At 71.9% G+C, this 12,869-nt stretch carries 10 protein-coding genes and 1 pseudogene; 3 read left to right on the top strand and 8 right to left on the bottom strand.

All coding sequences use genetic code 11. The features are described 5' to 3' along the window. Nucleotides 1–3: 3 nt before the first annotated feature. Together ACZ6B8_RS26855 and ACZ6B8_RS26850 are read right to left on the bottom strand one after the other, a co-directional pair. On the bottom strand, nt 4–1,200 hold the full coding sequence (locus tag ACZ6B8_RS26855) for an acyl-CoA dehydrogenase family protein (RefSeq protein ID WP_471608949.1): 1,197 nt from the start codon (nt 1,198–1,200) through the stop codon (nt 4–6). A gap of 167 nt (nt 1,201–1,367) precedes the next feature. Beyond that, nucleotides 1,368–2,999, bottom strand: coding sequence for an MFS transporter (locus tag ACZ6B8_RS26850; RefSeq protein WP_471608948.1), 1,632 nt, complete (start codon nt 2,997–2,999; stop codon nt 1,368–1,370). Between the two features lie 526 nt (nt 3,000–3,525). Between ACZ6B8_RS26850 and ACZ6B8_RS26845 the strand changes: the two genes are divergently transcribed. Further along, nucleotides 3,526–4,554: a phosphatase PAP2 family protein gene (locus tag ACZ6B8_RS26845; RefSeq protein ID WP_471608947.1), complete on the top strand. Its 1,029-nt coding sequence runs from the start codon at nt 3,526–3,528 to the stop codon at nt 4,552–4,554. 124 nt (nt 4,555–4,678) lie between these two features. On the opposite strand, the gene ACZ6B8_RS26840 is transcribed toward ACZ6B8_RS26845, so the two are convergent. Continuing rightward, entirely contained in the window at nt 4,679–4,894 is a 216-nt protein-coding gene (locus ACZ6B8_RS26840; RefSeq protein WP_471080132.1) for an I78 family peptidase inhibitor, read from the bottom strand. A 453-nt stretch (nt 4,895–5,347) separates the two neighbouring features. On the opposite strand from ACZ6B8_RS26840, the pseudogene ctaD reads away from it, so the two are divergent. After that, nucleotides 5,348–6,919 (top strand): annotated as a pseudogene (ctaD, locus tag ACZ6B8_RS26835) (aa3-type cytochrome oxidase subunit I); the annotation flags it as partial. Nucleotide 6,920: 1 nt separating this feature from the next. Here the strand turns inward: ctaD and ACZ6B8_RS26830 are convergent. The 5 genes from ACZ6B8_RS26830 to ACZ6B8_RS26810 form a co-directional block, all read right to left on the bottom strand. Next, nucleotides 6,921–7,997 carry a helix-turn-helix transcriptional regulator gene (locus ACZ6B8_RS26830; RefSeq protein WP_471608946.1) on the bottom strand — a complete coding sequence of 359 codons (1,077 nt, stop codon included), beginning with the start codon at nt 7,995–7,997 and terminating at the stop codon, nt 6,921–6,923. A gap of 45 nt (nt 7,998–8,042) precedes the next feature. Further along, nucleotides 8,043–8,924: a hypothetical protein gene (locus tag ACZ6B8_RS26825; RefSeq protein WP_471080127.1), complete on the bottom strand. Its 882-nt coding sequence runs from the start codon at nt 8,922–8,924 to the stop codon at nt 8,043–8,045. Next, nucleotides 8,921–10,183 carry a glycosyltransferase family 4 protein gene (locus tag ACZ6B8_RS26820; protein ID WP_471608945.1) on the bottom strand — a complete coding sequence of 421 codons (1,263 nt, stop codon included), beginning with the start codon at nt 10,181–10,183 and terminating at the stop codon, nt 8,921–8,923. The genes ACZ6B8_RS26825 and ACZ6B8_RS26820 overlap by 4 nt, the downstream gene beginning before the upstream one ends. A 163-nt stretch (nt 10,184–10,346) precedes the next feature. Continuing rightward, the gene (locus tag ACZ6B8_RS26815; protein ID WP_471608944.1) at nt 10,347–11,633 is read right to left on the bottom strand and encodes an ABC transporter substrate-binding protein; all 1,287 of its coding nucleotides are present in this window, start codon (nt 11,631–11,633) and stop codon (nt 10,347–10,349) included. Beyond that, nucleotides 11,608–12,174 (bottom strand): MTB12 C-terminal domain-containing protein, encoded by a 567-nt coding sequence (locus ACZ6B8_RS26810; protein WP_471608943.1) that lies wholly within the window; start codon nt 12,172–12,174, stop codon nt 11,608–11,610. The genes ACZ6B8_RS26815 and ACZ6B8_RS26810 overlap by 26 nt, the downstream gene beginning before the upstream one ends. A 147-nt stretch (nt 12,175–12,321) precedes the next feature. Between ACZ6B8_RS26810 and ACZ6B8_RS26805 the strand changes: the two genes are divergently transcribed. Next, the gene (locus ACZ6B8_RS26805; RefSeq protein WP_471609163.1) at nt 12,322–12,867 is read left to right on the top strand and encodes a hypothetical protein; all 546 of its coding nucleotides are present in this window, start codon (nt 12,322–12,324) and stop codon (nt 12,865–12,867) included. Nucleotides 12,868–12,869 lie beyond the last annotated feature (2 nt).

The raw sequence follows: 12,869 nt of genomic DNA, 5'->3' as shown, positions 1-12,869 counted from the left end.
CGCTCACCGGAAGGCGTCGAGACCGGTGAGCGCCTTGCCCAGAACCAGCTGGTGCATCTCGACGGTGCCCTCGTAGGTGAGCACCGATTCGAGGTTCGTCGCGTGCCGCATCACGGGGTACTCGAGGGAGATCCCGTTGGCGCCCAGGATCGTCCTGGCCGTACGGCAGATCTCGATCGCCTCCCGTGTGTTGTTGAGCTTGCCGAAGCTGATCTGTTCGGGACGGAGCCTGCCCGCGTCCAGGCGCCGCCCCAGGTGGTGGGCGAGCAGGATGCCCTTGTGCAGTTCGAGGGCCATGTCGGCGAGCTTGGCCTGGGTGAGCTGGAAGCCGCCGATGGGCCGGCCGAACTGCTCGCGGGTCTTCGCGTACTGAACGGCCGCCTCGAAGGAGGAGCGGGCCGCGCCCATGGCTCCCCAGACGATGCCGTAGCGCGCGTGCGAGAGACAGCTGAGCGGTCCCTTCAGGCCGACGACCTCGGGCAGCACGGCGTCCGCGGGCAGCCGGACCTCGTCGAGGACCAGCTCACTGGTGACGCTGGCGCGCAGCGACCACTTGTGCCGGATCTCGGGCGCCGAGAAGCCCGGCGTGTCGGTGGGTACGACGAATCCCCTGACGCCCTCGTCGGTCTGGGCCCAGACGACGGCGACGCCCGCCACGGATCCGTTGGTGATCCACATCTTGCGCCCGGTGAGGATCCAGTCCGGCCCGTCCTTCTTGGCGTGCGTGCGCATGGACGCCGGGTCGGAGCCGTGGTCCGGTTCGGTCAGCCCGAAGCAGCCGATGATCTCGCCGGCGGCCATCCCCGGCAGCCAGCGCTGCTTCTGCTCCTCGGAGCCGAAGCGGTGGATCGCGTACATGGCGAGGGAGCCCTGCACGGAGACGAGGGAGCGGATCCCGGAGTCGGCCGCCTCCAGCTCCAGACAGGCGAGGCCGTACTGCACGGAACTGGCGCCCGCACACCCGTATCCCTCCAGGGACATGCCGAGCGCGCCGATGGACCCGAGCTCCCGGGCGAGCCCCCGGATGTCGGGCAGCTCGCCCCTCTCGTACCAGTCGGCGATGTGCGGCAGGACCCGGTCGGCCGCCCAGGTCCGGACGGTGTCACGGATGGCGAGGTCCTCGGGGTCGAGGAGGTCGTCGATGCCGAGCGGATCGGCGGGGTCGAAGGGCGGCAGCGGGGTGCGGGCACTTGCGGACATGCGGGCCTCCGGCGACACAAAACTAGCGCTGTTAGTTAGCCATGGTTCGCGCTGACGTTACGACGCAGTCTCCCCCACGTCCAGAGCCCCTGGGCGTACGGGCGACGGCGCCCCATTCAGGGGCGCGGGGAACTGCGCGACCAGCCACGGACAACCCGCACCGAAAGTCAGACGTCCACAGAAGCCCCGGCCCCGACCCGCCCCGCCTCCCGGGGCCCGGGCACCCCCGGTTCAAGCCGCGTCGCAGGCGCCCCGCACTCCATCCCCCGAGGCAACCGCAGCGCGGCCACCGCGCCGAGCAGCAACAGCCCGGCGCTGACCAGCAAGGTCACATGCAGCCCGTGCACGAAGGAGTCCCGCGCCGCGGTCCGCAGGGCCGCCCCCGACCCCCCGCCGAGCCGCGCGGCGACCTCGTAGGCCTCGCCCAGCGAGTGACTCGCCGCCGCACTGTCCGCCGCCGGAACCCCCCGTACCGAGGAGAGCCCCGGCGCGTACGCCGCGTTCATGACGCTGCCGAGCAGCGCGATGCCGATGCCCGCGCCGAGCTGGTAGGACGTCTCGCCGATCGCCGCGGCGCCGCCCGCTTGGGCCGCCGGCGCCTCGCTGAGCATCGACTCGTACGCCCCGAAGAGCGTGGTCTCCAGGCCGAAGCCCAGCAGGACGAAGCCCGCGAGCAGCAGCCCGTCGTTGGCGTGGCCGCCCATGCCGGTGAGGACGAGCACGGCGAGCGCGGTGAGGCAGAAACCGGAGCAGACCATCGTGCGCGGCCCGAGGCCGCCGAGCAGCTTCGATCCGGCGAGGCCCGCGGCCATCGCGGCGACGGTGAGGGGCAGCAGCCGCAGCCCGGTCTCCAGCGGGGAGAGGCCCAGCACCAGCTGGAGGTACTGCGCGGCGATCAGCTCCAGGCCCACCAGGGCGAGCATGGCGAGGACGATGCAGCCGACCGAGGTGCTGAACGCGGGCCGCGCGAACATCGACAGGTCGACCAGCGGATACCTGCGACGGCGCTGGCGGCGCACGAAGCCGGCGAGCAGCGCGGCGCCCACGGCCAGCGCGGTCAGGGTGGTCGGGCCGAGCGGCGACTCCCCGCCGCCGAGCCGCTTCACCCCGAGGACGACGCCGAAGAGCCCGGCCGCCGCCATCAGCGCGCCGACGACGTCCCACGGCCCGTTCCGGGCGCCGGTCGACTCGGGCAGCAGCCAGCGTCCGATGGGCAGGCTGACCAGCATCAGCGGGATGTTGATGAGGAAGACCGAGCCCCACCAGAAGTGTTCGAGGAGGAAACCGCCGAGCAGCGGGCCGACGGCGGCGCCCACCGCGGCGACCGCGCTCCAGATGCCGATGGCGAGGGCGCGCTCGCGCCGGTCGGGGAAGACCTGGCGCAGGATCGACAGGGTGGCGGGCATGATCATCGCTCCGCCGACGCCGAGCAGGGCCCGGGCGCCGATGAGGATCTGCGCGTTGTCGGCGAGGGCCGCGACGGCCGAGGCGACACCGAAGAGGGCGTATCCGAGGAGGAGGACGCGTCTGCGGCCGACCCGGTCGCCGAGCGTGCCGAAGAGGATGAGGAGCGCGGCGCAGACCAGCGGGTAGATGTCGACGATCCACAGCAGTTCTATCGCGCCGGGCTTCAGGTCCTCGGTGACCGCGGGCACCGCGACGTGCAGCACGGTGGCGTCGACGGCGACGAGCAGCAGGCTCACGCAGAGGACGACCAGCACCACCCAGCGGTTGGCCCCGGCACCGGCCCCGGACCCCCGACGGCTCTGCAGTGGCGCGGCCGTGGTCGTCCCGGACATGTGCGTACCTCCCAGTGGTCCCTCGCGTCGGCGGCGGGCGGGATGCGAACTCCCTGCTCCGGGCGGCGCAGACTAGGGCGAGTGAGCCGTCAGCGTACGCGAGTACTCGCCGGGGGCGCGTGGTGGACCTCTCACGGTTGCACGGAAGCGGTGTGGCGTGCGCCACGTCCCGGCCCCGCGGTCATGCCCCGTGGCGGCGCGCGGGCCCCGCCCCGCGAAGGGGCGCGCCCGGCTCCGGTCCAGGGCGTTCCGGCCGAATGGCACGGACGCGCCCCGATCACGTCATGATCGTTTCTGCGGGCTCCCGGTGATCGAACGGGAAATTCCACGCCAGGTCCCGGTGAACGAATTCATAAGGGCCATAAAACCGCCCAGCAAACGATCAACGAATTATGCAAGGGCGACTGTCCGCATTCAGGAATCCCCCGGAATAAACCCCGCCCTGAGATCAATCCCACATCACATCGTCATCACAAAGCCACTGATTCGGCCTAGTGCCAGACTCACTCGCTGTAACGTCGATTGAGTGCGTACCGAACGAAACCTCACCCGTCTGGATCGGGTCTTCGCCCGGCTGGACCGTGAGCCGGAACGACCGACCCACCTCGATGTGCCGAGGATGAGCCGGCACAGGGTCGTGCTCTTCAGCGCGACTCTGGCCTTCTACCTGGCCATCGTCGTCGCCGTGCTCGCCACCTCGTGGCTGGTGCGGTTCGACTGGCAGGTCATGTTCTTCCGGCCCTACCAGCAGTGGCCGGAGATCCACGCCTTCCTCGACTACTGGGTCGTCCTCGGCCAGCGCGGCCCGACCGCCGTCATGGTCGCGGCCTGGCTCGGCTGGCGCTCCTGGCGGCAGCACTCGCTGCGCCCGCTCCTGATGTTCGGTGCCGCCCTGCTCCTGCTCAACGTCACGGTGGGCGCCGCCAAGCTCGGCATGGGCCGCCTCGGCCCGCACTACGCCACCGTGATCGGCTCGAACGAGATGTGGCTCGGCGGCGATATATTCCCCTCCGGCCACACCGCCAACGCCGTCGTGACCTGGGGAATCCTGGCCTACCTCGCCTCCACCCCGCGGACCCGCCGCTATCTGTCGGCCCTCTCCGCGGTGGTCTCCCTGAGCGTCGGACTCACCACCGTCTACCTCGGTACGCACTGGCTGAGCGATGTTCTCCTCGGCTGGGCCGCGGGGCTGCTCATCCTGCTCGCGCTGCCCTGGTGCGAGCCCCTCATCGCCCGCGTCGAGGCCGCCATCTTCCGCGTCCGCGAGGCCTGGCGCGCCCGCCGCTCCGGCATCGTCACCGTCCCCGGCCCCGAGCCCACCCCGGTCGGCGCCCCGGCGATGGTCCCGCAGCGCCCCGCGGCCGACGACTCGGCGCCCGCGCGTGAGCCGGTCGGCGCCGCCCGCGCCGCACGCCCGGCGGCCTACCTCGCGCCCGGCCCGCACACCGCCCGCTCCGAGCGGACCCCGGTCACCCCCGCGGGCAGCCGCCGTCCACCGCACACCGACCGCACCTCACGCGGCACCACGTCGCCGCGCCCGGTGGCGGGCGGCTGACCCCGAAGACGCGGGGGCCGGTACGCACAACCCACCCCCGCACCCCGAAGGCCCCGGATCCGTACAGGATCCGGGGCCTTCGTGGTTGGCAGGGCGGGGACGGACAGCGGGGCAGCGGTGGCGCTCAGCCCTTCCAGCAGCGCGTCACGACGCCGTCCTTCACCTCGAAGTTGAGGCGTCCCGCGAGGTACTCCATGGTGATGACCGTGCCCGGCGGCAGCGACCTGACGGTGGACCAGCCGCGCTCGCGCGCCTGGTGCTCGGCGCCGTCGGCCGGCAGGCCGACGTAGCCGTCCGGGCTGTCCTGGGGCTCTGTGGGAGGGGTCGGAATAGGTGCCATGGCCGCCACGTTAGGCGGCGCGGCACGCCCGTGGAAGGCCGGGGCCGGACACCATGCGTCACCGGTACCTCTCCGGTCACGCTTCTGTCACAGGATCACGACGCGCGTTTCGGTCGAACTCCGTCACACGTATGGGCGGTTCCGTGCCCGTAACGGCTTAATTGGCGGGCACTTTCGACAGACCGCCGACCGGCCCGCGACAACCGCGGAAAATATGTCGCCGAATAACGACACGACACCTTTACGGGCTCTCCGCAATTCCGAATCCCGGCCCCCGCGCGGGATGTGACGACGCATGGGGGAATTCTCCATTCCGGCCTGTCGTCGCCGGGTCCGCGACGCCCGGGAACGACGCATACGCCCCCTGTCGGAGCCGGGGTGACACGAGCATCATGGCGTGAGCTCGAATCAGGCTTCGAACAGGCGCGGTACGCGACGGCGAAGGGGCGGGCGATGGGGACCGAGACGGCGCGCGCGAGGACACGGCCGGTGCGGGACCGGGGGCCCGGCCGGATCGTCGTGGACTGGCTGACCACCACGGACCACAAGAAGATCGGCCACCTCTACCTCATCACCTCGTTCGTCTTCTTCCTGCTCGCCGGCGTGCTGGCCCTGCTGATGCGGGCCGAACTGGCCCGCCCGGGGCTGCAGCTGATGACCAACGAGGAGTTCAACCAGGCCTTCACCATGCACGGCACGATCATGCTGCTGCTCTTCGCGACGCCCACCTTCGCGGGGTTCGCCAACGAGATCATGCCGCTGCAGATCGGCTCGCCCGACGTCGCCTTCCCGCGGCTCAACATGCTCTCGTACTGGCTGTTCCTCTTCGGCGGCCTGATGGTGATCGGCTCGCTCTTCGTGCCGAGCGGGCCCGCCGGGTTCGGCTGGTTCGCGTACGCGCCGCTCAACAGCATGGAGCGCTCGCCCGGCATCGGCGCCGACCTGTGGATCATGGGGCTCGCGCTCTCCGGCTTCGGCACGATCCTCGGCTCGGTCAACTTCCTGACCACCATCATCGGGATGCGGGCGCCCGGCATGACGATGTTCCGCATGCCGGTCTTCACCTGGAACGTGCTCTTCACCTCGATCCTGGTGCTGATCGCGTTCCCCGTGCTCGCCGCCGCGCTGCTGGTCCTGGAGGCGGACCGGCGCCTGAACTCGCTCGTCTTCGCCCCGGAGAACGGCGGTGCGCTGCTGTGGCAGCACCTGTTCTGGTTCTTCGGGCACCCCGAGGTCTACATCATCGCGCTGCCGTTCTTCGGCATCATCACGGAGATCATCCCGGTCTTCAGCCGCAAGCCGATCTTCGGCTATCTGCCACTGGTCGGCGCGACGATGGCCATCACCGGCCTCTCGGTCGTCGTGTGGGCGCACCACATGTTCGCCACCGGAGCCGTCCTGCTGCCCTTCTTCTCCTTCGTGTCCTTCCTCATCGCGGTCCCGACAGGCGTGAAGTTCTTCAACTGGACGGGCACGATGCTCAGGGGCTCGCTGTCCTTCGAGACACCCATGCTCTGGGCGGTCGGCTTCCTGGTGAGCTTCCTCTTCGGCGGCCTGACCGGCGTCATCCTCGCCTCACCCCCGCTCGACTTCCACGTCACCGACAGCTACTTCGTCGTCGCCCACTTCCACTACGTGGTGTTCGGCACCGTCGTCTTCGCGACCTTCGGCGGCTTCTACTTCTGGTGGCCGAAGCTGACCGGCAAGATGCTCGACGAACGGCTCGGGAAGATCCACTTCTGGACGCTCTTCGTGGGCTTCCACACCACGTTCCTGGTCCAGCACTGGCTGGGCGCGGAGGGCATGCCGCGCCGCTACGCCGACTATCTGGCGGCGGACGGCTTCACGGTGCTCAACACCCTGTCGTCCATCGGCGCGTTCCTCCTCGGCATGTCCACGCTGCCGTTCCTCCACAACGTCTGGAAGACGGCCCGCTACGGCACGAAGGTCGAGGTCGACGACCCCTGGGGGTTCGGCCGCTCCCTGGAGTGGGCGACGTCCTGCCCGCCGCCGCGGCACAACTTCGTCACCCTCCCCCGGATCCGCTCGGAGTCCCCGGCGTTCGATCTGCACCATCCCGACTACGCGGCGTCCGCGGTGCGGGACCTGGGTCAGCGCTCGGCGGATCCGCAGACGGAACACCCCGGTCCAGGGCCCGGCTCAGGAGGTCCCGCGACGACCTGATCCGGTCGGCGAGCTCCACGGGCTCGACGACCTCGAACTCGATGCCCATGAACAGCACATGGAAGACCAGCAGATCCAGGCCGGCCGCCCCGGTGCGCAGCAGGCAGGTCTCCTCGGTCTCCGCCTCCAGCGTGCCGTCGGCCGGGCCGATCCGCTGGGCCGCCTCCGCCAGCGGGACGAGGAGGCGGACCACGCCGCGCACCGCGTAGGCGCGGGTGGAGATGCCCCGCGAGACGTAGGCCGCGAGGTCCTCGGCCGGCGGGGTGCGCGGCGCGAACCGGGGGCCGTGCGGCGGCCGGGGTTCGATGCGGTCGGCGCGGAACGTGCGCCAGTCGTCGCGGTCGAGGTCCCAGGCCACCAGGTACCAGCGCCGCTCGGTGCAGACGAGGCGGTGCGGCTCGACGGTCCTGCGGGTCGCGCTGCCGTCGTGGTCGCGGTAGGCGAACCGCAGCCGCTCCCCGTCCCGGCAGAGGTCGGCGAGTTCGGTGAGGACGGCCGGGTCGACGCCCCGCGGCAGCGGGGCGCGCAGCATCGGCACGGTGTACGCGGTCAGCGCGCCCACCCGGCGGCGCAGCCTGCCCGGCAGCACCTGTTCCAGCTTGGAGAGCGCGCGGACCGAGCTCTCCCCGATGCCCTCGACGCCCTGGCCCGCTGCGGTGCGCAGGCCGACGGCGACCGCGACCGCCTCGTCGTCGTCCAGGAGCAGCGGCGGCAGCTCGGCGCCCGCGCCGAGCCGGTAGCCGCCGCCGGTGCCCGGGCTGGCGTGGACGGGATAGCCGAGCTCCCGCAGCCGGTCCACGTCCCGCCGGACGGTGCGCGGGGTGACGCCGAGCCGGTCGGCGAGATCGGGACCCGACCATTCCCTGTGGGCCTGCAACAGGGACAGCAGGCGGAGCAGTCGTGCCGAGGTCTCCAACATGTACGTGATGGTGCCGGTGACCGAGGACAGCGACGGTCCGCGGTCTCAGCCGCCGGCCCCGCCCCCCTCCTCGGCCCGGACGCGCAGCGACAGGTCGTTGTCGACGGTGTAGTACAGGCCGACCTCGGCCTTGCCGCCCGCCGTCGACTCCACGGCCGCTCCCGGGTACGTGAAGATCGCCTTCTTGTCCGCGACGTCGTCCAGGAGCCGGGCCAGCCGCACCCGGGGACCGCTCTCGCCGGCCGGGCGCAGCCACAGGTCCCAGGGTCCGGTGCCGCCCTCGACGAGCGGGCCGTACGCCAGGTCGACGGTGAACCGGGGGCCCTCGGCGGTGACGTCGGCGCGGTGGACGCGGCCGGGCTCAGCGCGCCGGACGGCCTCGACGTGCGCGGCGGCGGTGAGTTCGGTGCCGTACACCCGGCCGTGCACGGTCACGGCTGTCCCGGTGATCTCGATCTCGCCGGACTCTGCGTGCGGCGCGCGCAGCCAGCTGCGCACCGAGAGGTTGCCCTGCTTCGTCGCGTAGGGGATGCGCACCGCGACGTGGCCGCGGCTGCCGCTGGGGGCGCGGTCGACCAGCGAGCGCAGGTCGTTGACGCCGGGCATCAGGCGGCGCGGCTCGCCGCCGGGGACCTCGACGTAGGCGTTCCAGCGGCCCTCGGCGAGCTCGACGCTGCTGGGCAGCGCGGCCCGCAGCCGGCCGTCCGCCGACGGGGAGAGCGGCAGCCGCACGTAGTCCTCGGCGGACTCGGCGTCGCGCCGGCGGAGCAGCAGGTGCACCGCCCCCGCGTCGGGCCCGCCGGGGTCGGTGACGTCGAAGGTCAGCCCGCCGGCGGAGTCGGCGATGCAGTCGGCGCGCGGCGCCGTGGCCGCGTCCTCCCTGTCTCCGGCGTGCGTTGCCGTCTGCGAGGTGGCCAAGGCCGTCATGCCGTCGATCCCTTCGTCTGTACCCGGCCGAGATCCCGCACCGCGTACGCGCCCCCGAGCAGCGCGCCGCGGGTGCGGTGCAGGGTGCCGCGCACGCGGCCCCCCAGCGAGCCCCCGCGGGCGAGCATCCCGGAGAACATCGCGTCGTAGCGCTCGGCGATGCGCTGCGGGTCGAAGCGCTCCGAGTCCTGGAGCGCCGCGCCCGCCATCCGCTGCCGCAGCGAGTCGTCGTTGATCAGTTCGAGCAGTCCGCCGGCGATGGCGTCGGCGTTGCCGGTCTCGACGAGCCGTCCGTCGACGCCGTTGTCGATGATCTCGCCCGGCCCGTGCGGGCAGTCGGTGGCGACCACCGGGAGGCCGCAGCGCATCGCCTCGACGATGGTCATGCCGAACGACTCAAGGCTGGAGGTGACGGCGGCGATGGAGCCCTTGGCCCACTCCGGCTCTATGGGGTGGGCGGGGCCCATCAGGAAGACGTGGTTGTACAGGCCCAGTTCGTCGATCAGGGCGCGCAGCTTCTCCTTCTGCTTGCCGCCGCCGTAGATCCGCAGCCGCCAGTCCGGGCGCTCGCGGCGCACCTTGTCGAAGGCCCTGATCAGCAGGTCGTACCGTTTCACCGGGGCGAGACGGCCGGCCGCGACGACCCACTTGTGGGAGCCGTCGGCGGGCTCGATGCCGGGGGCGGGCACCGGGTTCGGCACGGCCTGGACGTGCACGCCGGGCAGCCGCATCTTGCGGGTGTACGCGCGGGCGTCGGCCTCGGTCGTCGTGGTCAGGACGTCCAGGCGCGGGTACACGCTGCGCAGTTGGCGGCGGAGCTCCTTGGAGTGGCTGTCGAGCGTGAGGTGCTCCTGGCCCACCCGCAGCGGCCCGCGCGCGGTCTGCCGCGCGATGTGCACGTTGAGGCCGGGCCGGGTGCCGACGACGACGTCCGCGTCGAGGCGCGCGAGGTGGTCGGCGATGCGCCGGTCGGTGAGCGCGCTGTACTGGTCGTAGCGGCCTTCGGCGGTGGGGAACGTCCGGGCAGGGGTCAGGTGCTCCGGGTCGTCGCCCTCGTAGCCGGCGGTGTCCTTGCGGATGTCGACGAGGTGGCTGAGCCGGACACGCGCATCCGGCTCGAAAACGGGTTCGTCCCGGTGCCGGAAGACGGAGACAACTTCGACGTCATGCTGTTGGGCCAGCGTGTTCGCCAAGTTGTACGTCGTCCGGATCGTCCCTCCGATTCCGTACGCGTTGTGAATCAGGAAAGAGATGTGCATGCGTCCCCGTATTCCGCGCTTCCATGCGGACAGTCCCCCTCGTCCGCCTACCGAAGGGTTAGACGGGGATTCCTGGCCAAAGGTTGGGTTTCCTCACCATCCTGTTCCCGAACAGATGCCTGATCGGTAGCCAGAAATGGGAACCTTTTAGCGAAACGACGCATCAAGGCTGGTAGGAGAGCTGGGGGACGTCAAAGCAGTTCGTGGTCATTTCGCCGCCTTGGGTGACCCAGCCGCGCCCATCTTGCCAGCGGGCCACCGACATACACGTCCGACGCGACGTGGGTGGCTCCGAACGGTGCTCGAAGGCGACGGGTACGAGCAGCCCCCGCGCGGAGTACGGCTCGGCGCGCTCCATGTACCGGTCGACACACGCGCGGGTGATGTCACCGCCCGGGCAGGACCGCGCGGCGTCATCGAACCACATGGCGGCCGCCCACCCCTCCAGCTGCCACTGGGAGAGCTCCTTGCCCTTCATCGCGGCGCGGAACGCCCGCACCGCCGGATGCCCGGTGTCCGCGTAGTTGCGGCTCGAACCGGTGGCCCACAGGGCGTTGCGGCAGCGGGGCGCGTCCTTGTAGTCGTCGCCGACGGCCGAGGTCCAGTTCTGCACGTTGGTGACCTTGGCGGTGACCTTCGCGCCGACGTCGTCCATCGCCGCGCACAGCCGGGCGTTGCCGTGCGTGTCCATCGCGTCGAAGACGAGGTCGGCGCCCTGCTCCTTCAGGTCGGCCGCCGCGGCACGGAAGTTGGGCAGCGCGAAGTCGAGCTGTTCGGTGACGACCTCGTACCCCTCGGCCCGCAGCCCCCGGGTGACGAGCCGGGCGTACGCGGCGGAGGCGGCCTGGTTGTAGGAGACGACGGCGGCGGTCCGCGCGCCCTGCTTCCGCTTGAGGTAGCGGTAGACCTCGGTCCCGCCGTACAGCTTGCCGCCCCACCCCGGAGTGCCGTTCCGCGGGGCGAGGCTGCCGTAGATCCCGTACAGGTGCGGATACGTCTCGTACGCCGATCCGATGGGCTGTCCGCCGATGTCGGGCACGCCCGCCCGGGAGACCCGCGCGGCGCCGGCGTAGTCCAGGGCGGAGGTGGCCACCAGCGCGACGACCTTCTCCTCCTCGACGAGCTTGTGCACGCAGTCGTTGTTGCCGACGCCGCTGCCGCCGTCGTCGCAGGTGCGCACCTCGACCTGGCGCCCTTCGATGCCGCCGCGCGCGTTCAGCCGGTCGAAGTAGGCCCGGGCTCCGTCCCGCGGTCCGGTGAACGCGGAGCCGCCGACCGGGCTGGTCGCGCTGGTGATCACGCCGACCCGGACCGGCGCTCCCCGCGCGGGGGCGGGCGCCGTGCCGCGCCGCTCGAAGTCGCTCGCGGGCAGCCTGCTCCCGCAGGCCGTGCCCACCACCAGCAGGACGACGGCCAGCAGCGCCTCAGCAGCCCGGCCCTGGCGACGCATTCCCGCTCAGCTTCACCAGGGCGCAGAGGGTCTTGACGGACACCTTCCAGGTGCCGTCGTCGTCGACGGCCGTCCCGGAGGCGTCGGGCAGCGCGGTGGCGCCCTTCAGCGTCAGCGCGTACGTCACGTCGGCCTCGTCGGCCGCGGAGAAGGTGACCTTCCCGACCTTCGCCGCGACCTGCTCGCCCCGCTTGTCGCCGCTGAAGCCCTTCAGGACGGCGCGCATCTCGGGGCCGTTCTCCAGGACGCTCTCCTTGTCCTTCAGGGACACCCCGGGATCGAAGAACTTCTCCCAGTTGGCGCGGACCTCCTTCTCGGCGGCCGCCGCGTCGGCGGGCGCGGACGCCCCGTCCCCGCCCGGCTCCGACGACTTCTGCACCGAGGGCTCGGGGGGCTTGCCGCCGTCCCCGCCCCCGCTGTCGTCGCCGCAGGCCACGGCGGCCGGGGCGATCAGCAGGACCGCGGCGGCCGCCAGCGCCGCGCTCCGCACTCTGCCCCGCCCGCGGTACGTCCCTTGCCTGGGGCTGCTCCCGAGAACCATCTGGCCCACCACCGGGTGTCGGTCCGGACCGGCACGGCCCGGAGCTTTCAGCGTCGGCTTCCAGAGGGCATAGTGCAAGCCATCGGCTGACATGGACAGCCCACCGACGTGACCGATGTGACCGACGACGTGTCCCAGGGGGCCTCGATGCGGGCGGTGCAGACAGCTCGGACGGACGGTGCGTCAGGCCCGGCCCGCTCACGCGGCGCCGCTCCCCTGCTGTGGGCGGCGCTCGCGACGCTGGCCGCGGGCGCGGTGCTCTGCGTGCTCGGCTGGTACGGCGTCTCCGGTGAGCGCTTCGCCGAGCGGCAGGTTCCCTACCTCGCCTCCTGCACCATCCCGGGCGCCGCGCTGATCGTCGCGGGCGCGGTGCTGCTCACGCACGGCAGGAACACGCTGGCGGCGGCGCGCGTCGAGGAGTTGTACGGGCTCCTGGTGGCGACGGAGCCGGCGGCCCCGGAGGAGCGGCCCGCGTCGCCGGTGGCCTCCAGTGACGCGCTCCTGACGGTGCCGGGCGGCACGCTCTGGCACCGCGCGGACTGCCCGCTGGCCGCCGGCAAACCGGCTGCGGTCCCCGCGGACGCCGCGGTCCTCGGCGCCGGCGCCCTCGCCCCCTGCCCGATCTGCGACCCCCCGCGCCCGCCGGAGCCGGGCTCCCCGCCGGACGCCCCCGTACCGGACCCGGAGCACTGACC

The organism is Streptomyces sp. NPDC041122 (assembly GCF_055592445.1).
The sequence above is the reverse complement of the archived record's forward strand: the minus strand, read 5'-3'. Positions and strand labels throughout refer to the sequence as shown.

Coding starts and splice junctions, on each gene's coding strand:
- ACZ6B8_RS26825 (WP_471080127.1), bottom strand. CDS start 8,924: ATGACGGCCTTGGCCACCTCGCAGACGGCAACGCACGCCGGAGACAGG.
- ACZ6B8_RS26805 (WP_471609163.1), top strand. CDS start 12,322: ATGCGGGCGGTGCAGACAGCTCGGACGGACGGTGCGTCAGGCCCGGCC.
- ACZ6B8_RS26830 (WP_471608946.1), bottom strand. CDS start 7,997: ATGTTGGAGACCTCGGCACGACTGCTCCGCCTGCTGTCCCTGTTGCAG.
- ACZ6B8_RS26850 (WP_471608948.1), bottom strand. CDS start 2,999: ATGTCCGGGACGACCACGGCCGCGCCACTGCAGAGCCGTCGGGGGTCC.
- ACZ6B8_RS26815 (WP_471608944.1), bottom strand. CDS start 11,633: ATGCGTCGCCAGGGCCGGGCTGCTGAGGCGCTGCTGGCCGTCGTCCTG.
- ACZ6B8_RS26820 (WP_471608945.1), bottom strand. CDS start 10,183: ATGCACATCTCTTTCCTGATTCACAACGCGTACGGAATCGGAGGGACG.
- ACZ6B8_RS26840 (WP_471080132.1), bottom strand. CDS start 4,894: ATGGCACCTATTCCGACCCCTCCCACAGAGCCCCAGGACAGCCCGGAC.
- ACZ6B8_RS26810 (WP_471608943.1), bottom strand. CDS start 12,174: ATGGTTCTCGGGAGCAGCCCCAGGCAAGGGACGTACCGCGGGCGGGGC.
- ACZ6B8_RS26855 (WP_471608949.1), bottom strand. CDS start 1,200: ATGTCCGCAAGTGCCCGCACCCCGCTGCCGCCCTTCGACCCCGCCGAT.